General features: G+C 60.0%; 14 protein-coding genes and 2 pseudogenes. 15 read left to right on the forward strand and 1 reads right to left on the reverse strand.

Features of this window, described 5'->3' with window-relative positions; all coding sequences use genetic code 11:
• The first annotated feature begins 3 nt into the window (after window positions 1-3).
• The 13 genes and pseudogenes from B5G12_RS10385 (at window position 4) to guaA (ending at window position 19,019) form a co-directional block, all read left to right on the forward strand.
• Window positions 4-867 carry a pseudouridine synthase gene (locus B5G12_RS10385; protein WP_087230408.1) on the forward strand — a complete coding sequence of 288 codons (864 nt, stop codon included), beginning with the start codon at window positions 4-6 and terminating at the stop codon, window positions 865-867.
• 185 nt (window positions 868-1,052) lie between these two features.
• Window positions 1,053-2,372, forward strand: a complete 1,320-nt coding sequence (locus B5G12_RS10390; protein WP_087324875.1) for a carboxyl transferase domain-containing protein — start codon at window positions 1,053-1,055, stop codon at window positions 2,370-2,372.
• Window positions 2,373-2,432: 60 nt separating this feature from the next.
• Window positions 2,433-2,831, forward strand: a complete 399-nt coding sequence (locus tag B5G12_RS10395) for a biotin/lipoyl-containing protein (protein WP_087230402.1) — start codon at window positions 2,433-2,435, stop codon at window positions 2,829-2,831.
• 19 nt (window positions 2,832-2,850) lie between these two features.
• Window positions 2,851-4,254 (forward strand): oxaloacetate decarboxylase subunit alpha, encoded by a 1,404-nt coding sequence (locus B5G12_RS10400; protein WP_087230399.1) that lies wholly within the window; start codon window positions 2,851-2,853, stop codon window positions 4,252-4,254.
• A gap of 62 nt (window positions 4,255-4,316) precedes the next feature.
• Entirely contained in the window at window positions 4,317-4,541 is a 225-nt protein-coding gene (locus tag B5G12_RS10405; protein ID WP_087324876.1) for an aspartate dehydrogenase, read from the forward strand.
• A gap of 441 nt (window positions 4,542-4,982) precedes the next feature.
• Window positions 4,983-8,810: a DNA-directed RNA polymerase subunit beta gene (gene rpoB / locus B5G12_RS10410; protein WP_087324877.1), complete on the forward strand. Its 3,828-nt coding sequence runs from the start codon at window positions 4,983-4,985 to the stop codon at window positions 8,808-8,810.
• 29 nt (window positions 8,811-8,839) lie between these two features.
• Window positions 8,840-8,884 (forward strand): annotated as a pseudogene (locus tag B5G12_RS15235) (hypothetical protein); the annotation flags it as partial.
• On the forward strand, window positions 8,866-12,447 hold the full coding sequence (gene rpoC / locus B5G12_RS10415; protein WP_087230390.1) for a DNA-directed RNA polymerase subunit beta': 3,582 nt from the start codon (window positions 8,866-8,868) through the stop codon (window positions 12,445-12,447). The pseudogene B5G12_RS15235 and the gene rpoC, both read left to right, overlap by 19 nt.
• A gap of 262 nt (window positions 12,448-12,709) precedes the next feature.
• On the forward strand, window positions 12,710-13,138 hold the full coding sequence (gene rpsL, locus B5G12_RS10420; RefSeq protein WP_087230386.1) for a 30S ribosomal protein S12: 429 nt from the start codon (window positions 12,710-12,712) through the stop codon (window positions 13,136-13,138).
• Between the two features lie 162 nt (window positions 13,139-13,300).
• Complete coding sequence (gene rpsG / locus B5G12_RS10425; protein ID WP_087230381.1) at window positions 13,301-13,771, forward strand: 30S ribosomal protein S7; 471 nt, start codon at window positions 13,301-13,303, stop codon at window positions 13,769-13,771.
• An 18-nt stretch (window positions 13,772-13,789) separates the two neighbouring features.
• Complete coding sequence (gene fusA, locus B5G12_RS10430; RefSeq protein WP_087324878.1) at window positions 13,790-15,916, forward strand: elongation factor G; 2,127 nt, start codon at window positions 13,790-13,792, stop codon at window positions 15,914-15,916.
• 157 nt (window positions 15,917-16,073) lie between these two features.
• A complete protein-coding gene (gene tuf / locus B5G12_RS10435; RefSeq protein WP_087230374.1) occupies window positions 16,074-17,279 on the forward strand; it encodes an elongation factor Tu in 1,206 nt (401 codons plus the stop codon).
• Window positions 17,280-17,471: 192 nt separating this feature from the next.
• Window positions 17,472-19,019 carry a glutamine-hydrolyzing GMP synthase gene (gene guaA / locus B5G12_RS10440; protein WP_087230371.1) on the forward strand — a complete coding sequence of 516 codons (1,548 nt, stop codon included), beginning with the start codon at window positions 17,472-17,474 and terminating at the stop codon, window positions 19,017-19,019.
• A 210-nt stretch (window positions 19,020-19,229) separates the two neighbouring features.
• Here the strand turns inward: guaA and B5G12_RS10445 are convergent, their stop codons facing one another.
• Window positions 19,230-19,754 carry a helix-turn-helix domain-containing protein gene (locus B5G12_RS10445; protein WP_087324879.1) on the reverse strand — a complete coding sequence of 175 codons (525 nt, stop codon included), beginning with the start codon at window positions 19,752-19,754 and terminating at the stop codon, window positions 19,230-19,232.
• Between the two features lie 521 nt (window positions 19,755-20,275).
• Between B5G12_RS10445 and B5G12_RS10450 the strand changes: the two genes are divergently transcribed.
• Window positions 20,276-20,473: a helix-turn-helix domain-containing protein gene (locus tag B5G12_RS10450; protein ID WP_087324880.1), complete on the forward strand. Its 198-nt coding sequence runs from the start codon at window positions 20,276-20,278 to the stop codon at window positions 20,471-20,473.
• Between the two features lie 2 nt (window positions 20,474-20,475).
• Window positions 20,476-20,709 (forward strand): annotated as a pseudogene (locus B5G12_RS10455) (Arm DNA-binding domain-containing protein); the annotation flags it as partial.
• Window positions 20,710-20,827: the final 118 nt, after the last annotated feature.

A 20,827-nucleotide genomic window follows, 5' to 3' on the forward strand; every position in this document is an offset into this window, starting at 1 on the left:
CTTATGGCACAAGAACGTATCCAAAAGATCATGAGCGAGCAGGGGCTGTGCTCCCGCCGGGCCGCCGAGCAGATCATTGCCGAGGGCCGGGTCAAAGTGAACGGCCATGTGGCCAGGGTGGGGGACAAGATGGACCCCAACCAGGATATCCTGCACGTGGATGACGAGCGGATCTATATCAATAAGGATCAGAAGCTCTATTATCTGGCTCTGTATAAGCCCCGCGGCTATGTGACCACCGTCAGCGACGAACTGGGCCGCCGGACGGTCATGGACCTGGTGGCGGATATCCCCGCCCGTCTGTACCCGGTGGGGCGTCTGGACAAGGACAGCGAGGGCCTGCTGCTGATGACCAACGACGGCGCCTTTGCCAACGCCATGATGCACCCCTCGGGAGGCATCTCCAAGCTGTACCGGGTCACGGTGCAGCCCCGTGCCCGGGAGGAGCAGATCCTCAAGCTGAGCTCGGGGGTGGTGCTGGACGACGGCACCAAAACCATGCCCTGCACCATCAATGTGGTGGTGGATGAGCCGGGCCGCACCGTTATGGAGATCACCCTGAAAGAGGGCAAGAACCGGGAGATCCGCCGGATGTGCGAGGCGGTGGGCCTGGAAGTGGTCCGTCTGAAGCGGAACGCCGAGGGCGTGGTCAAGCTGGGGATGCTGCAGCCCGGCAAGTACCGGGAGCTGACCAAACAGGAGCTGGCCGGCCTGCGGGCCGCTGCCGCCAAGGGCCGCGCCCAGACCCGCAGCGCCGCCGCTGCCGCCAAGGCTGCCCGCCACCGGGCCCCTGCCTCCGGCAGGGATGCCGGCCCCGTCAAGGGCCATGGCCGGCCCGCGGGCCGGGGACCCAAGCGCCAGGGGTGATCTCCGGCCGGATGAGGCATACCTGCCGGCCCGGACCTGCTTTGGGCTGTATGGGCCTCTGGAAAGATTTCGGTGCATAGAGCACAAATGTACTTGTAGAATAACCGAAAAAATAGTATAATAGTAGCGTTTATGAATGAAATGGCGGTGACCGGCCGCCATGAGGGAAGCAGGGAGGTCCGATCATGGCTTCAAAGATCAACCAAAAAGAGATTCTCGCCCAGTTTTATGACGACGGTGTTTACAGCGTCCTGTATGAGCAGGGTGCTGTGAGCGCCGCTTTTGGCTGTGCAAACGGCCAGCAGGCCTACGCGGTCTGGCAGGACGGGGCGGCGCTGGGCGCCAAGGACGTGGACAAGATGGTCCATGTGCTGGAACTGGCCGCCCAGACCGGCTGCCCGGTGGTCACCTTCTACCAGTCGGCAGGCGCTATGCTGGCCGAGGGCCTGGATGCCCTGACCGCCGGCGCCAAACTGAACAGCGCCATTGCCCAGGTGTCCGGGGTGGTCCCCCAGGTAGCCGTGGTGCTGGGGGTCTGCGGCGGCACCAGCGCGCTGGCTGCGGCCAACGCCGATGTGTGCATCATGGCCAAGGGAGCAGAGCTGTTCTTTACCCCGCCCTTCACCTCCGCAGCCAAGGGGGATAAGGTGGAAAGTGCCGGCACTGCGGCCGCTGCCGCCAAGGCCGGCGTGGCCGCTCTGGTGGCGGATGACCCTGCCGCTGCCGCCCAGGCTGCCGCCCATGTGGCGGGCCTGCTGCCTGCCAACAACCTGGCCGGTTCGGCCTGCTTTGATTTCCAGCAGCCCACTGCGGCGCTCAAGGCGGGTCTGACCCCCGCCAAGGCGGCTGCCGCCCTGGTGGATGCCGACAGCGCCGTGGAGCTGTATGCAGGCTTTGGCAAGAACGTCTACACCGCCCTGGCCACCATTGGCGGGCAGGCTGTGGGCGTGGTGGCCACCGGCGAGCAGCTGTGCCACAACTGTGTGGCCAAGGCTTCCCGGTTCGTCCGCCTGTGCGACGCTTTCAGCGTGCCTGTGGTGACCATTGCCGGCACCAACGGCTTTGTGCCCAGCACCAGCGAGGACATTGCCGGCGGTGTGCGGGAGGCTGCCCGTCTGGCCGCTACCTATGCCGACGCCACCACCGCCCGTGTCTGCCTGCTGGCCGGCAAGGTGGTGGGCCCCGTCTATACCGCCCTGGCAGCCGCTGACCTGAAGATCGCTGTGGAAGGCTGTGTGGTCAGCCCGCTGGAGCCCTCGGCCGCCGTCTCGGTCCTGTACAAGGAGGAGATCGACGCCTCCGACAACATCGTATCCGCCACCAATGCCAAGGCCGCCGCCTATACCCAAGAGGTGTGCAGCGCCCAGGCCGCCGTGGCCGCCGGCGCGGCCGACATGGCCTGCACCGCCGCCGGCGCCCGCAGCGCCGTGGTGGCTGCCCTTGATATGCTGCGCACCAAGCGCGCCTCCCGCCTGCCCAAAAAGCATGGCAACATGGCGCTGTAACCGACGAATCGAGTACGAGTAGAAGAAATAAGATCATTGAAGATCCAGGAGGGTTTATCCATGAAGTATTACAACATTACCGTCAACGGTGTCGCTTACAGCGTCAGCGTGGAGGAGACCACTGCCGGCGCAGCTCCTGCTGCCGCCCCCGCCGCAGCTCCTGCCCCTGCGGCTCCGGCTCCCAAGGCCGCAGCTCCCGCCCCCGCTGCCGCACCGGCCCCCGCGGCTCCCAAGGGCGCGGCCGGCGCTGTGGCTGTCAAGGCCCCCATGCCCGGCAACATCCTGGATGTGAAGGTCAAGGCCGGCGCTTCGGTCAAGACCGGCGATCCTCTGGTGGTGCTGGAAGCCATGAAGATGGAGAATGAGATCGTGGCGCCCCAGGACGGCACCGTGGCCACTGTGGATGTGAACAAGGGCGATGTGGTCAACTCGGGCGACGTCCTGGTCACGCTGAACTGAAAAGGGGAGGGTGAAAACTATGGCGAAAAAGCCCATCAAGGTCACTGAGGTCGTCCTGCGCGACGCCCACCAGTCCCTGCTGGCGACCCGCATGACCATGGATGAGATGCGTCCCATCCTGCCCGAAATGGACAAGATCAACTACTTCTCGGTGGAATGCTGGGGCGGCGCCACCTTTGACAGTTGCATCCGCTTTCTGGATGAGGATCCCTGGGAGCGCCTGCGCATCCTGCGCAAAGAGCTGCCCCACCAGAAACTGCAGATGCTGTTCCGCGGCCAGAATATGCTGGGCTACCGTCCCTATGCGGACGACGCGGTGGAGTACTTTGTACAGAAATCGGTGGCCAACGGCATCGACATCATCCGCATTTTCGACGCGCTGAACGACCCGCGCAACCTGCAGACCGCCATCAAGGCTGCCAACAAGGAGCACGCCCATGTGCAGGGCTGCATCAGCTACACCCTCAGCCCGGTTCATACCAACGAGGCCTTTGCCAAGTATGCCAAGACCCTGGAGGAGATGGGCGCCGATTCCATCTGCATCAAGGATATGGCCGGCCTGCTGACCCCCTATACCTGCTATGAGCTGGTCAGGGAGCTGAAAGCTGCCGTCAAGATCCCCGTGGACATCCACAGCCACTATACGGCCGGCCTGGCGTCCATGTCCATCATCAAGGGCATCGAGGCAGGCGCCGACATTGTGGATACCGCCATGAGCCCCCTGGCCATGGGCACCAGCCATATGCCCACCGAGAGCCTGGTGGCTGCCCTGCAAGGCACCGACTACGATACCGGCCTGGATCTGAACCAGCTGAACGTGGTCCGGGCTTACTTTACGAAGCTGCGCGAGAAGTATATCGCCAACGGCCAGATCAGCCCCAAGAGCCTGGGCGTGGATGCCAACACCCTGATCTACCAGGTGCCGGGCGGCATGTTCTCCAATATGCTCAAGCAGCTGAAGGACGCCGGCAAGGAGGACAAGCTGGACGAAGTGCTGGCTGAGATCCCCCGCGTCCGTGAGGATGCAGGCTATCCGCCGCTGGTCACGCCCACCAGCCAGATCGTGGGCACCCAGGCTGTCTTCAATGTCATCCTGGGCGAGCGCTATAAGATGGTGACCAAGGAGTTCAAGGGCCTGGTCCATGGCGACTACGGCAAGACCCCTGCGCCCATCAGCCCCGAATTCACCAAGAAGATCCTGGGCGACGAGCAGCCCATCACCTGCCGCTTTGCCGATACCCTGGAGCCCGAGATGGACAAGCTGAAGGCCGAGGCCGCCAAATGGACCATCCAGGAGGAGGACGCGCTGACCTACGCCATGTTCCCCCAGGTGGCTCCCAAGTTCTTTGAAAAGCGGAACGCCAAACTGCAGGGTGTGGATGCCGACCACGCCGACTATACCAACAAATCCCATCCTGTCTGATCGATGATCCGGGGGGCCCCGCACCGGGGCCCCTTTTTGTTTTGTATGGGGAGGTAGCCGCAATGCTGTTTGGGAAAAAGAAGGCTCCCGGAAAAAAGACCTATGATCCCGCCTGCTGGAAACCCGTGGTGCGGTGCAGCATCTGCACCGGCGAACAGGCCGCCGGCTTTAAGGAAAAGGCCACCGGGCGCTTTGAGGAGGTCATGCTGATCCGTGGGGAGGGGGATATGACCCGTTTCCTGCGGGAGTACGGGCTGAAGCCGGAGGACGTGGCAAAAGAATATTGACACCAGCCGGGCAGGGAATGGACCCTGCCCGGTTTTTGCCGGCTTTGGCAAGAGGCAACATCGACAAAATCACCAAAGGCTTTTTTGGATGGAACGTGAAAAACGAAAAATGCAAGCCCCAAAATACACTTTCGTGACACGGTGCCGTGCGTACGGATACCGGGAGGCTCCGGAAAAATTTTTTGACCCAAGTCTGTAAAATGGCTTGACAACAGGATTTTTTTGCGCTATACTACCTAAGTATCACAAAATGGAATACTGCGCGAAAAACGGGGTTTTGCAGATCCTTTGGCGGGCTCCAAAAGCAAAAGTTTGTGAAAAACGACGAACCCTTTCCGCCTGCGCAGGGGCTGTTTCTGTGAGTCTGCCAGAAATCGGGCGGCTTCGCGGCTGCCTTGTTATCACGCCTGTGGAGTATAAAAGTAAGGAGTGGTTGATTTTATGATGAAAGTCAAGCCCGTAAAGCTCGGCAAAACCGAGCGAATGAGCTTCTCCCACATCGACGAAGTCATCGAGATGCCCAACCTGATCGAGGTCCAGAAGAACTCGTACCAGTGGTTTTTGGACGAGGGCCTGCGGGAGGTGTTCCATGACATCGGCGTCATCGAGGATTATACCGGCAACCTGGCGCTGAGCTTTGTGGATTACCGCCTGGACAAAGAGCCCAAGTACAGCATCAAAGAGTGCAAGAGCCGCGACGTCACCTACGCCGCGCCCCTGCGCGTCACCGCCCGGCTGCTGAACAAGGAGACCGGCGAGGTGAAGGATCAGGAGATCTTCATGGGGGATTTCCCTCTGATGACCGATGCGGGCACCTTCGTCATCAACGGCGCCGAGCGCGTCATCGTCAGCCAGCTGGTCCGTTCTCCCGGCGTGTTCTACGGCGCGGCCAAGGACAAGGTGGGCAATGACCTGTTCAGCGCCACCATGAACCCCAACCGGGGCGCCTGGCTGGAGTATGAGACCGACGCAGCCAATGTGTTCTACGTCCGCATCGACAAGAACCGCAAGCTGCCCGTCACCGTGCTGTGCCGTGCGCTGGGCCTGTCTTCCGACGAGGACATCCTGGGTTACTTTGGCGAGGATGAGCGGATCCTGGCCACCCTGGAAAAGGATACCACCAAGAACAGCGAGGAGGGCCTGCTGGAGGTCTACCGTAAGCTGCGTCCCGGCGAGCCCCCCACGGTGGAGTCTGCGACCAGCCAGATCAATATGCTGTTCTTTGACCCCCGCCGCTACGACCTGTCCCGCTTTGGCCGCTATAAGATGAACAAAAAGCTGTCCCTGGCCCGCCGCATCACCGGCCAGGTGGCCGCTGAGAATGTGGTGGACCCCCTGACTGGCGAACTGCTGATCGAGGAAGGGGAGAAGATCACCCGGGTCAAGGCCGAGCAGGCCGATGCCGCCGGCGTCAACCTGGTCACCCTGCTGATCGAGGACAAGAAGGTCAAGGTGATCACCAACGGCTGTGTGGACGCACAGGGCTTCTTCTCTTTCAATGTGAAGGAGTGCGGCATCAACGAGCGCTGCTCCTTCGATGAGCTGCGCAAGATCCTGGACACCACCAGCGACCCCGAGGAGCAGAAGGAACTGCTGCGCCGCAACCACGACCAGCTGATCGGCCGCACCCTGACGGTCACCGATATCCTGGCCTCCATCAACTACCTGAACGGTCTGGGCCACGGCATCGGTACCACCGATGACATCGACCACCTGGGCAACCGCCGGATCCGCAGCGTGGGCGAGCTGCTGCAGAACCAGTTCCGCATCGGCTTCTCCCGCATGGAGCGGGTGATCCGGGAGCGCATGACCCTGCAGAGCCAGGACCAGAGCACCCTGACCCCTCAGACCCTCATCAATATCCGTCCTGTGGTGGCCGCCATCAAGGAGTTCTTTGGTTCCTCGCCTCTGTCCCAGTTCATGGACCAGAACAACCCCCTGGCCGAGCTGACCCACAAGCGCCGTCTGTCTGCCCTGGGTCCCGGCGGTCTGAGCCGTGACCGCGCAGGCTTCGAGGTCCGCGACGTCCATTACAGCCACTATGGCCGTATGTGCCCCATTGAGACCCCGGAAGGTCCCAACATCGGTCTGATCTCCTATCTGGCATCCTACGCCAAGATCAATGAATACGGCTTCATCGAGGCGCCCTACCGCCGGGTCCAGAAGACCTACGACGAGAAGGGCCGCGTCATCGACCAGGTGGTCACCGACGAGGTGGTCTATATGACCGCCGACGTGGAGGACGAATACGTGGTGGCCCAGGCCAATGAGCCTCTGGACGAGAACCACCGCTTCAAGCGGCAGCGCGTTTCGGCCCGCCGCCGGGATGACATCCTGGAAATCGACGCCGAGAAGGTGGATTTCGTGGACGTCTCGCCCCGGATGATGGTCTCTGTGGCCACCGCTATGATCCCCTTCCTGGAGAACGACGACTGCAACCGCGCTCTGATGGGCGCCAACATGCAGCGCCAGGCCGTGCCTCTGATGGTCACCCAGCAGCCGCTGGTGGCCACCGGCATGGAGTACAAGGCCGCCACCGACTCGGGCGTGGCCATCCTGGCCGAGAACGACGGCGTGGTGGAGCGCGTGGACGCCGACCATGTGGTGGTGCGCAACGAAAAGGGCGGCGTGGACGAATACAGCATGATCAAGTTCGCCCGTTCCAACGCAGGCACCTGCATCAACCAGCGTCCCATCGTGTCGGTGGGGGAGAGCGTCAAGAAGGGCCAGGTGCTGGCCGACGGCCCCGCCATGCGCAACGGCGAGATCGCCCTGGGCAAGAACGCCCTGATCGGCTTCATGACCTGGGAGGGCTACAACTACGAGGACGCCGTCCTGCTGAATGAGAAGATCGTCCGTGAAGACGTGTACACCTCCATCCACATCGAGGAATATGAGACCGAGTCCCGCGACACCAAGCTGGGACCCGAGGAGATCACCCGCGATATCCCCAATGTTTCGGAGGATGCGCTGAAGGATCTGGACGAGCGGGGCATCATCCGCATCGGCGCCGAGGTCAAGAGCGGTGATATCCTGGTGGGCAAGGTCACTCCCAAGGGCGAGACCGAGCTGACCGCCGAGGAGCGGCTGCTGCGCGCCATCTTTGGCGAGAAGGCCCGCGAGGTGCGCGACACCTCCCTGCGTGTGCCCCACGGCGAGTACGGCATCATTGTGGACGTCAAGGTCTTTACCCCCGAGAACAGCGATGAGCTGCAGCCCGGCGTGCGCGAGGTGGTGCGCTGCTACATCGCCCAGAAGCGCAAGATCAGCGTGGGCGACAAGATGGCAGGCCGTCACGGCAACAAGGGCGTTGTTTCCCGCATCCTGCCTCAGGAGGATATGCCCTACCTGCCCGACGGCACCCCCCTGGATATCGTGCTGAACCCCCTGGGCGTGCCTTCCCGTATGAACATCGGACAGGTGCTGGAGGTCAACCTGGGCTATGCGGCCAAAGCCTGCGGCATCAAGGTCATGACCCCCGTGTTCGACTCCGCCCGTGAGAACGACATCGGCGATGCCTTTGATCAGGCCCACGAGATGTGGCACGGCGAAAACGCTCCCGCTTATCCCACCAAGCTCCCCAAGATCATGGGCGAGCAGGGCCACATCATCGACTTCTCCAAGATCGAGCTGGACCGCGACGGCAAGACCACCGTCTACGACGGCCGCACCGGCGAGAAGTTCGATAACCGTGTCACGGTGGGCTATATGTACTACCTCAAGCTGCACCACCTGGTGGACGACAAGATCCACGCCCGCTCCACCGGCCCCTACTCCCTGGTCACCCAGCAGCCTCTGGGCGGCAAGGCCCAGTTCGGCGGCCAGCGCTTCGGCGAGATGGAGGTGTGGGCTCTGGAGGCCTACGGCGCGGCATACACCCTGCAGGAGATCCTGACCGTCAAGTCGGACGACGTGGAGGGCCGTGTCAAGACCTACGAGGCCATCGTCAAGGGCGAGCCTGTGCCTCAGCCCGGCATCCCCGAGTCCTTCCGCGTCATGCTCAAGGAGCTGCAGTCCCTGGGTCTGGACGTCATCGTCCAGGATAAGGACGGCAACGAGATCGATATGCGCCAGAACTTCGACGAGGAAGAGACCGGCTTCGATATGCGCGAGGTGGCCGGCGCAGAGAACGTGGTGCAGGAGAGCGAGCTGCTCAACGATTACACCATCAAGGACGCCGACTCGGGCTTCGATGACGCTGCCTCCCTGGAGGATCAGCCCGCCGCCGACGCAGGCAAGCCGTCGGACGAGGTGGACTTTGACGAGTAAGGACAGCCTGTTTCGCATCGGAACTTGTTATAGAGATTAAGGAAGGGTTCGATTCATGGAAAACACCGTTTTCGATTCGATCAAGATCGGTCTTGCCTCTCCCGACCAGATCCGCAAATGGAGCTACGGCGAGGTGAAAAAGCCCGAGACCATCAACTACCGCACCCTGAAGCCCGAGCGGGACGGCCTGTTCTGCGAGCGCATCTTTGGACCCACCAAGGACTGGGAGTGCCACTGCGGCAAGTATAAGCGGATCCGCTACAAGGGCAAGATCTGTGAGCGCTGCGGCGTCGAAGTAACCAAGGCCAAGGTCCGCCGTGAGCGGATGGGCCACATCGAGCTGGCCGCCCCCGTCAGCCATATCTGGTATTTCAAGGGCATCCCCAGCCGCATCGGCCTGATGCTGGACATCAGCCCCCGCCTGCTGGAAAAGGTGCTGTACTTCGCAAGCTATATCGTGGTGGACCCCGGCCTGACCCCGCTGGAGAAAAAGCAGCTGCTGACCGAGAAGGAATACCGTGAGATGCAGGAGCGCTACGGGGATGAGTTCAACGCCCAGATGGGCGCCGAGGCCATCCAGACCCTGCTGGCCGAGATCGACCTGGACCAGCTGTCCGCCGAGCTGACCGCCGAGGTGGAGAAGTCCAGCGGCCAGAAGCGCATCCGCATCCTCAAGCGCCTGGAAGTGGTGGAGGCATTCCGCATTTCGGGCAACCGCCCCGAGTGGATGATCCTGACCGTGCTGCCGGTGCTGCCCCCCGACCTGCGCCCCATGGTGCAGCTGGACGGCGGCCGCTTCGCCACCACCGACCTGAACGATCTGTACCGCCGGGTCATCAACCGCAACAACCGCCTGCGCCGCCTGCTGGAGCTGGGCGCCCCGGATATCATCGTCCGCAACGAAAAGCGGATGCTGCAGGAGGCTGTGGACAGCCTGATCGACAACGGCCGCCGCGGCCGCCCGGTCACCGGCCCCAACAACCGCGCCCTCAAGAGCCTGTCCGATATGCTCAAGGGCAAGCAGGGCCGCTTCCGCCAGAACCTGCTGGGCAAGCGCGTGGACTACTCCGGCCGTTCGGTCATCGTGGTCGGTCCCGAGCTGCGGATGGACCAGTGCGGTCTGCCCAAGGAAATGGCTCTGGAGCTGTTCAAGCCCTTTGTCATGAAGGACCTGGTGGAGAAGGGCGTGGCCAACAACATCAAGTCCGCCCGCAAGATGGTGGAGCGTGCCCGCCCCGAGGTGTGGGACAGCCTGGAGACGGTCATCAAGGGCCACCCCGTGCTGCTCAACCGCGCGCCTACCCTGCACCGTCTGGGCATCCAGGCCTTCAATCCGGTGCTGGTGGAGGGCCGCGCCATCAAGCTGCACCCCCTGTCCTGTACTGCTTTCAACGCCGACTTTGACGGCGACCAGATGGCCGTCCACCTGCCTCTGGGCGAGGACGCCTGCCGCGAGGCCAAGATGCTGATGCTGGCTTCCGGCAACCTGCTCAAGCCCTCGGACGGCGCCCCCGTCACCGTGCCCACCCAGGATATGATCCTGGGCAGCTACTACCTGACCACCGTCCGCGAGAACGAGGAAGGGGCAGGGAAGGTGTTCCGGGATGAGGACGAGGCCCTGATGGCCTATGCCGAGCACATCGTCACCCTGCACGCCCCCATCAAGGTGCGCCGCACTATGGTGCTGGAGGGCGTGGAGCGCAGCGGCCTGGTGGATACCACAGTGGGCAGCATCATCTTCAATGCCCCCGTGCCCCAGAACCTGGGCTATGTGGACCGCACCGATCCCGCCCACTGGCTGGACTATGAGATCAGCTTCCGGGTCACCAAAAAGACCCTGCCCGATATCATTTCCCGCTGCCTGACCCGCAATGGCACCCGCGTCTGCGCAAAGATGCTGGATGCCATCAAGGCACAGGGCTACAAGTACTCCACCCTCTCGGCCATCTCGGTGGCCGTCTGTGACGCGGTGATCCCGCCCCAGAAGGCCGAACTGATTGGGGAGGCCGACAAGCAGGTGTCCCAGGTGGGCAAGCTGTTCAACCGCGGCCTGATCTCGGAGGAGGAGCGCTACAAGAAGACCATCGACATCTGGCAGGCCACCACCGACAAGGTCTCCAAGGCCCTGGCCGACAACCTGCCCAAGGACAACGAGATCTATATGATGGCCGACTCGGGCGCCCGTGGTTCGATGAACCAGATCAAGCAGCTGGCCGGTATGCGCGGCCTGCTGGCCAACACCGCCGGCCACACCATCGAGATGCCCATCCGCGCCAACTACCGTGAAGGCCTGAACATTCTGGAATACTTCGTCTCGGCCCGCGGCGCCCGCAAGGGCCTGGCCGATACCGCTCTGCGTACCGCCGACTCGGGTTATCTGACCCGCCGCATGGTGGACGTCTCCCAGGATGTCATCATCCGTGAGCTGGACTGCGGCACCACCGATGGCCTGGAGGTGTCCGAGATCCACGAGGGCAAGGAGAAGATCGAGTCCTTCCGTGAACGTCTGATCGGCCGCTACGCCGTGGGCGATGTGGTCAACCCCGCCACCGGAGAAGTGATCGTGCCCGAGGGCAAGATGATGGACCTGTACGACGCCGAGAAGATCGAGGCCGCAGGCATCACCCACCTGAAGATCCGCAGCCTGCTGACCTGCCGGGCCAAGACCGGTGTCTGCGCCCGCTGCTATGGCTCCAACATGGCCACCGGCGATCCGGTCCAGCTGGGCGAGTCGGTCGGCATCATCGCGGCCCAGTCCATCGGCGAGCCGGGCACCCAGCTGACCATGCGTACCTTCCACACCGGCGGCATCGCCTCTGCGGAAGATATCACCCAGGGTCTGCCCCGCGTCGAGGAGCTGTTTGAGAGCCGCCGTCCCAAGAGCATGGCCATCATGAGCGAGATCTCGGGCGTTGTCTCGCAGGACGACACCAAGAAGAACGTGGTCATCAAGGTCACCGGCAAGGACGAGACCGGCGCCGAAGTGGTCAAGAGCTATTCCATCCCCTTTACCCAGCATGCACGGGTCATGCCCGGCGACCGGGTGGAGAAGGGCGATATCATCACCCGTGAAGGCGTCCTGTATCCCCAGGATATCCTGGCGGTCAAGGGCCTGGACGCTGTGCAGAACTATCTGATCAGCGAAGTCCAGAAGGTCTACCGCCTGCAGGGCGTTGAGATCAACGACAAGCACATCGAGGTCATCATCCGCCAGATGTGCCGCAAGGTGCGGGTGACCGACGCCGGTTCTTCCGACCTGATCGGCGGCGCTCTGGCCAACCGTCTGGATGTGGAGAGCGTCAACGAGGAACTGAAGGCCCGCATCGAGGCAGGGGAGACCGACCTGAAACTGGTGGAGTACCAGCAGGTGCTGCTGGGCATCACCAAGGCCGCCCTGGCCACCGAGTCCTTCCTGTCCGCCGCTTCCTTCCAGGAGACCACCCGCGTGCTGACCGAGGCCGCCATCAAGGGCAAGGAAGACAAACTGACCGGCCTGAAGGAGAACGTCATCATCGGCAAGCTGATCCCTGCGGGTACCGGCCTGCCGGAGGTCCGGGAGGATCTGGTCCGCCGCGAGCAGGAACTGGATCAGGAGCTGACCGCCGAGGCCGAAGCTGCCAAGGTCGTCAACCAGTGAGCGCCGTTTCCTGACCCCGTAAAAGCATAGCTGAACGCCCCTTCTGCGCCCCGGTGCAGAGGGGGCGTTTTTGGCATGGAAGAGGGGAATGGAAAGGCAAAGTAACATCCGTGTATAAAATAAAATTTTTCTGGAAAAACTGTTGACATCACGGGTGTTTCTGTGTACAATAATCATGTTGCGCTTCGCTTTAGGGCGAAGTGCGGCAAAATGTGCCGGGCAGACCGCCCGGCAGGAAAAACTATAGGAAAGGAGAAACACAATGCCTACTTTTAACCAGCTTGTACGCAAAGGCCGCGATGTCCTGGCTACCAAGAGCACTGCTCCCGCCCTGCTGAAGAGCTACAATTCTCAGAAGAAACAGTATTCTGATCTGAACAGCCCCCAGAAGCGTGGCGTCTGCACTGCCGTCCGTACCATGACCCCCAAGAAGCCCAACTCTGCACTGCGTAAGGTTGCTCGTGTCCGCCTGACGAATGGTATCGAGGTCACCTCTTACATTCCCGGCATCGGCCACAACCTGCAGGAGCACTCGGTCGTTCTGATCCGCGGCGGCCGTGTCAAGGACCTGCCCGGTGTGCGTTACCACATCATCCGCGGCACTCTGGATGCCCAGGGTGTTGCAGGCCGCAACCAGGCCCGCTCCAAGTACGGCGCAAAGCGTCCCAAGGCCGGTGCTGCTAAGAAGTAATAAAACCTGAACCGCCATAAACGGCTTTCCATATATAAATAACAAGTCTGCGCGTAACACGGTAGATGGCAACGGTTTATGTAAGGTCAGCTCTTTGTGACACAACGGGAGTTTAATACTTTCGAGTACCGATGATATCATTCTGTGAAGGAGGGAAGAAAGATGCCTAGAAGAGGTAACATTGCTAAGCGCGATGTCTTAGCTGATCCTATTTACAATTCCAAGATGGTTACCCGCCTTGTCAACAGCGTCATGCTGGACGGCAAAAAGGGCGTTGCTCAGAAGATCGTTTATGATGCTTTCACCATGATCCAGGAGAAGACAGGCAACGATCCCCTGGAGGTCTTTGAGAAGGCCATGGAGAACATCATGCCCAGCCTCGAGTGCAAGACCCGCCGCGTGGGCGGCGCCAACTACCAGGTCCCCCTGGAAGTCAGCCCTGCCCGCCGCGAGACCCTGGGCCTGCGCTGGCTGACCACTTACAGCCGCAATCGTGGTGAAAAGACCATGAGCCAGCGTCTGGCCGCCGAGATCATGGACGCCGCCAACAACACCGGCGCCGCCGTGAAGAAGCGCGAGGATACCCATAAGATGGCCGAGGCCAACAAGGCTTTCGCTCATTTCCGCTATTGATCTGCTGGAGGTACATTGATGGCTACACCCAGAGAAGTTTCTCTTCAGATGACCAGAAACATCGGCATCATGGCCCACATCGATGCCGGTAAGACCACCACCACCGAGCGCATCCTCTACTACACCGGCATCACCCACAAGATCGGTGAGGTGCATGAGGGCGCAGCCACGATGGACTGGATGGTCCAGGAGCAGGAGCGCGGCATTACCATTACTTCGGCAGCCACCACCTGCTACTGGAGCCACAGCGAGACCCAGAAGGATCCCGTGGCCTACAAGAAGAACCGTCATCGTATCAACATCATCGACACCCCGGGCCACGTGGACTTCACCGTTGAGGTGCAGCGCTCTCTGCGCGTGCTGGACGGTTCCGTTACCGTTCTGGCTGCCAAGGGCGGCGTCGAGCCCCAGTCCGAGACGGTCTGGCGTCAGGCAGACGAATACAAGGTCCCCCGCATGGTTTACGTCAACAAGATGGACACCATGGGCGCCGACTTCTTCAACTGCATCAAGATGCTGCATGACCGCCTGCACGCCAACGGCGTGGCGATCCAGCTGCCCATCGGCTGCGAGGATACCTTCAAGGGCATCATCGACCTGGTGGACATGAAGGCTGAGGTCTACTACGACGATATGGGCAACGACATGCGCGTCGAGGAGATCCCCGACGACATGAAGGAGCAGGCCGAGGAGTACCACAATATCCTGGTGGAGGCTGTCGCCGAGAACGACGAAGCCCTGATGGAAAAGTACCTGGAAGGCGAGGAGATCACCCGCGATGAGCTGAAGGCTGCCATCCGCAAGGAGACCATCGCCAACACCCTGGTGCCTGTGGTCTGCGGCTCTTCCTATAAGAACAAGGGCGTCCAGAAGCTGCTGGACGCGATCGTGGACTATATGCCCGCCCCCACCGATATCGAGGATATCAAGGGCGTCAATCCTGAGACCGAGGAGCCCGAGACCCGTCCGTCTTCCGACGACGCACCCTTCGCCGCTCTGGCCTTCAAGATCGCTACCGACCCCTTCGTCGGCAAGCTGGCATACTTCCGCGTCTACTCCGGCAAGGTCGAGGCAGGCACCACCGTCTACAACTCGGTGAAGGACTGCCGCGAGCGCATGGGCCGTATCCTGCAGATGCACTCCAACCACCGCAAGGATATCGACTGCTGCTATGCAGGCGATATCGCGGCTGTTGTGGGCCTGAAGAACACCACCACCGGCGACACCCTGTGCGATGAGAACCATCCCATCATCCTGGAGTCGATGAAGTTCCCCGAGCCCGTCATCCGCGTGGCCATCGAGCCCAAGACCAAGGCCGGCAACGAGAAGATGGGCATTGCCCTGGCCAAGCTGGCTGAGGAAGATCCCACCTTCAAGACCTACACCGACGAGGAGACTGGTCAGACCATCATCGCCGGCATGGGTGAGCTGCACCTGGAGATTATCGTGGACCGCCTGCTGCGCGAGTTCAAGGTGGAAGCCAACGTGGGCGCACCCCAGGTTGCTTACCGTGAGACCATCCGCAAGGCTGCCAACCAGGAGACCAAGTACGCTCGTCAGTCCGGTGGTAAGGGCCAGTATGGTCACGTCAAGATCAAGATCGAGCCCAATGAGCCCGGCAAGGGTTACGAGTTCGTCAACGCCATCGTGGGCGGCGCTATCCCGAAGGAATACATCCCGGCTGTCGACAACGGTATCCAGGGTGCTATGAAGGCGGGCGTGCTGGCCGGTTATCCCGTGGTGGACGTCAAGGTCACCCTGTGGGATGGTTCGTACCACGAGGTCGACTCTTCCGAAATGGCTTTCTCCATCGCCGGTTCCATGGCCTTCAAGGAGGCTATGCGCAAGGCTGACCCCATCATCACCGAGCCTATCATGAAGGTGGCGGTCATCGTTCCCGACGAGTACCTGGGCGACGTCATCGGCGACCTGAATGCTCGCCGCGGCCAGATCCAGGGAATGGAGGCTATGGCCGGTACCCAGCGTGTCAACGCGATGGTGCCTCTGGCCCAGATGTTCGGCTACGCCACCGACCTGCGCAGCAAGACCCAGGGCCGTGGCCAGTATGTCATGGAGCCGTCTCACTACGAGCCGGTGCCCAAGAACATTGCCGACCAGATCATTGCAGGCCGTACCAAGCAGTAAGGGCTGCAAAATGGCTGAACTTTGTGTTCAGCAGCAAAATTTCTGGAAAATCTCTTGATTTTATAGGGATAATCTAGTAGAATAGCCTTGCAATGCAATCTTGCAGGCGCGAGGCTGTTATAACCAACAGAAACCGTTTTAAAGGGAGGATATTCCAATGGCTGAAAAGGCAAAATTTGACCGTTCCAAGCCGCATGTTAACATCGGCACCATCGGTCACGTTGACCACGGCAAGACCACTCTGACTGCCGCCATCACCAAGGTTCTGGCCCTGAAGGGTGACGCAGACTTCATGGACTACGCCAACATCGATAAGGCTCCCGAGGAGCGCGCTCGTGGTATCACGATCAACTCCGCTCACGTTGAGTACCAGACCGACAAGCGTCACTATGCTCACGTTGACTGCCCGGGCCATGCTGACTACGTCAAGAACATGATCACCGGTGCTGCTCAGATGGACGGCGCTATCCTGGTCGTGGCTGCTACCGATGGTCCCATGCCCCAGACCCGCGAGCACATCCTGCTGGCCCGTCAGGTCGGCGTGCCCTATATCGTTGTCTTCATGAACAAGTGCGACATGGTCGACGACGAGGAGCTGCTGGACCTGGTCGAGATGGAGATCCGTGAGCTGCTGAGCGAGTATGACTTCCCCGGCGACGACACCCCCATCATCCGTGGTTCTGCTCTGAAGGCTCTGGAGTCCACCTCCACCGATCCCAACGCACCCGAGTACGAGTGCATCAACGAGCTGATGAATGCGGTCGACGAGTACATCCCCACTCCCGACCGTCTGGCCGACAAGGACTTCCTGATGCCCGTTGAGGACGTCATGACCATTTCTGGCCGTGGCACCGTCGCTACCGGTCGTGTCGAGCGCGGCACCGCCAAGGTTGGCGATCAGATGGAGATCGTTGGCATCCGTCCCGAGCGTCTGTCCACCACCATCACCGGCCTGGAGATGTTCCGCAAGAGCCTGGATTACGCTCAGGCCGGCGACAACATCGGCGCTCTGCTGCGTGGCGTGGACCGCACCCAGATCGAGCGTGGCCAGGTTCTGGCTAAGCCCGGTTCCGTGCACCCCCACACCAAGTTCGAGGCTCAGGTCTACGTCCTGACCAAGGAAGAAGGCGGCCGTCACACCCCCTTCTTCTCCAACTATCGTCCTCAGTTCTACTTCCGCACCACCGACGTGACCGGCATCATCACTCTGCCCGAGGGCACTGAGATGTGCATGCCTGGCGATAACGTTGTCATGAGCGTTGAGCTGCTGACCGCTGTCGCTATGGAAGAGGGCCTGCGTTTCGCTATCCGTGAGGGTGGCCGTACCGTTGGTTCCGGCGTCGTCAGCAAGATCGTTGAGTGATCTGCTGCGGTCTGAGGGGATAAAACCCTAAGCCATCCGCCCCTTCCTGCCTTTTGGGCAGGGAGGGGCTTTTTGTTTTGATGTGGGGAGAGAACTTTCCATAATTCGGTGAAAAGAGTCGATTTTCTTTTGGAAATATGGTATACTATTCGATAACGATACATTTTTCTGGAGAATGCAGGAGGAAACAGCATGCAGCATGAAACGGTGATCGTACTGGACTTTGGCGGCCAGTATAATCAGCTGATCGCGCGCCGGGTGCGTGAGAACAATGTTTACTGTGAGATCTATTCCTATAAGACCGACCTGTCGGTGATCCGTGCCAAAAACCCCAAGGGCATCATTTTTACAGGCGGCCCCAACAGCGTCTATCTGGAGGACTCGGCCAGCTGCGACCCCGAGATCTTTACCTGGGGCGTGCCCATCCTGGGCATCTGCTATGGCAGCCAGCTGATGACCCATCTGCTGGGCGGCAAGGTGAGCCGGGCCCCCGAGCGTGAATACGGCAAAACGGAGGTCTTTGTGGATACCTCCAGCAAGCTGTTCCAGGGCGTGCACGATTCTACCATCTGCTGGATGAGCCACAACGATTATATCCAGCAGGCTCCCGACGGCTTCCAGGTGACCGCCCATACGGCCAACTGCCCGGTGGCTGCCATGGAGAACGCCGAAAAGGGCCTGTATGCGGTGCAATTCCATCCTGAGGTGCTGCACACCGCCGAGGGCAAGAAGATGCTGCGCAACTTTGTCTACAACGTCTGCGGCTGCACCGGCGACTGGAAGATGGATTCCTTTGTGGAGAGCAATGTCAAGGCCCTGCGGGAGCAGATCGGCGACGGCAAGGTGCTGTGCGCCCTGTCCGGCGGCGTGGATTCCTCGGTGCTGGCGGCCATGCTGGCTAAGGCAGTGGGCAAACAGCTGACCTGTGTCTTTGTGGACCACGGCCTGCTGCGCAAAAACGAGAAGGAGGAGGTCTGCGCGGTCTTTGGCCCCGGCAACCCCAACTTTGATATCAATTTTGTGTGCGTGGACGCCCGCGCCCGCTATTTTGGCAGGCTGGCCGGCGTCACCGAGCCTGAGCGCAAGCGCAAGATCATTGGTGAGGAGTTCATCCGGGTCTTTGAGGAAGAGGCCAAAAAGATCGGCCATGTGGATTTCCTGGCCCAGGGCACCATTTATCCCGACGTGGTGGAGAGCGGCCTGGGCGGTGAGTCCACGGTCATCAAGAGCCACCACAATGTAGGCGGCTTGCCCGACCATGTGGACTTCAAGGCGCTGGTGGAGCCTCTGCGCAACCTCTTCAAGGACGAAGTGCGCCAGGCTGGCCGTGAGCTGGGTCTGCCGGAATATCTTGTCAGCCGTCAGCCCTTCCCCGGGCCCGGGCTGGCGATCCGCATCATCGGCGAAGTGACCCCCGAGAAGGTGGCCATCGTGCAGGATGCAGATGCCATCTGGCGTGAGGAGATCGCCAAAGCCGGCCTGGACAAAGAGATCAGCCAGTATTATGCGGCGCTGACCAATATGCACAGCGTAGGCGTGATGGGAGACGAGCGTACCTATGACTACGCCGTAGCCCTGCGGGCCGTGACCACCACCGACTTTATGACCGCCGAGAGCTACAACGTCCCCTGGGACGTGCTGGGCACGGTTACCAGCCGCATCGTCAATGAGGTCAAACACGTCAACCGCGTGTTCTATGACTGCACCGGCAAGCCGCCTGCGACGATCGAGATGGAATAACTAAAATGTGCTTTTGATGGCGTAAAAACCCGCATGAACACTCACTTTTTCCATCTGGAATTTCTATTTTGATAGCAGAATGATAGCACCCTTCCAATCCGCACTTGCTGGGTTTATCAGCAGGGAACGGGTGGCTTGCAGGTGTGTGAACCATTCATCCAAAAGAAAAAGGTCTAACTGATTTTTGCGAATCAGTTAGACCTTTTTTGTTTAGTCTCCATTTTTGAGTGCATCTGTCAGCAGATCGCTCAGTCCCTGAGACGGACCGACCTTCTGTCGAATGGAAGAGGTATCTAAGTCAGGATAGTGATACCGCCACTTGTCATAGTCCTCCTTGGAGATCTCACCAGCCTCAAGCTTGGCAGCCTGCTCCCGCCAGCTGCACAGCATCTCATGGAGGCGGGCAGCGTCCTTGTTCTGGCGAACATCCACGGTGAGGCAGATCTCTCCATCCAGTTCGCGGACCTTGAGCCCATAGAGGTCTTCCAGGGTGAACAGGGTGTGCATCAGGCCGGTATAGGAGTCAATGTCAGGCACAGAGAGAGCCTGAGGGGAGACACCCAGCGCTTCAGCCAGGGCCGCGGTCAGGTCTGCTTTGGGCGACCGGGAGCCATTTTCATACTGGGCCAACCGGACATCGGCAGACTTTTCCGGGAAGCCGACGGTCATTCCGAGGTATTTCTGGGTCATTCCCCTTAACATGCGGAAAAAGCGGATGCGTTCACCTATTGCCATGAGAGTCATCTCCATTCGTCGGTTTGTTACAACCAGAGTATAACAGATATGCTTAAGATAGTCAAGAGAAAATGAAACAAAAAAGTTTAATATATCACGCCTGGCCTCTTGACTTAAGCAAAATTGTATAGTATAATGATCATAATCAAAAATGCTTAGTGTATTTGGACCTTGAAAACTGAATGAAGATCCACCAGACAACGATTTCTCTGTAAGAGCCAGATCGGGGAGGGGACGCCAGGACTTCCGCAAGGAACGAGCGAACCCGAACCCCGAAGAATCCGGGCAGTCCCCGGAGGAGGCGACGAGGACAGGGAAAAGAGACTCCCCACCAGCTACAGCCCGAGCGAGATCACAACCGTCGCAGGCGATAGGGTGAGAGGTTCCGTAAGTCAATCGGAGATTGAAAAATGAGTGCCGGCCCACTACCGGCAGCCTGGTGGAAGCCAAACCGACCGAACCAAACCCACAAAAGCCGCTGAAGGGAAACCAGCGGCATCCAAAAAACAGGAGGAATCCAAATGAGCGAAGAAAAGATTTTTATGCGAGTAGACGAGGTGGCGGAGACTTTGGGAATCTCCAAATCTCACGCCTATAAGATTGTTCACCAACTAAACAAAGAAATGGCCCAGATGGGATATATCACCGTCTCAGGCCGAATCAATCGGAAGTATTTCATGAAGAAGCTGTGCTACAGCGAAAATGAAACAGGAGGGTAAGTATGGGAGCATTTAAAAATAAGAAAAACGGTACCTGGTATGTTCAGTTTCGATACACCGACTGGAAAGGGGAACGTCAGCAAAAACTCAAGCGAGGATTTGCGACCAAAAGAGAAGCGCAGGAATGGGAACGTCAATTTTTAATGTCAAAGCGGGCTGACATCAATATGACGTTCGAGCAGTTCGCAAAGCTTTATGAAAGGGATATTAAACCTAAATTAAAACTCAATACCTGGTGTTAGCGTTCAGCTGAAAAAACCATTTGGGGTTCAGCGGAAATAACCAAACGTAGATCAAGTAAAAAGACCAAACAACCCAGATTTCCAATCAGATTATTCTTTCGCTGCTATCGGT

The organism is Faecalibacterium sp. An58, from assembly GCF_002161515.1.
Lineage (GTDB): Bacteria > Bacillota > Clostridia > Oscillospirales > Ruminococcaceae > Faecalibacterium > Faecalibacterium avium.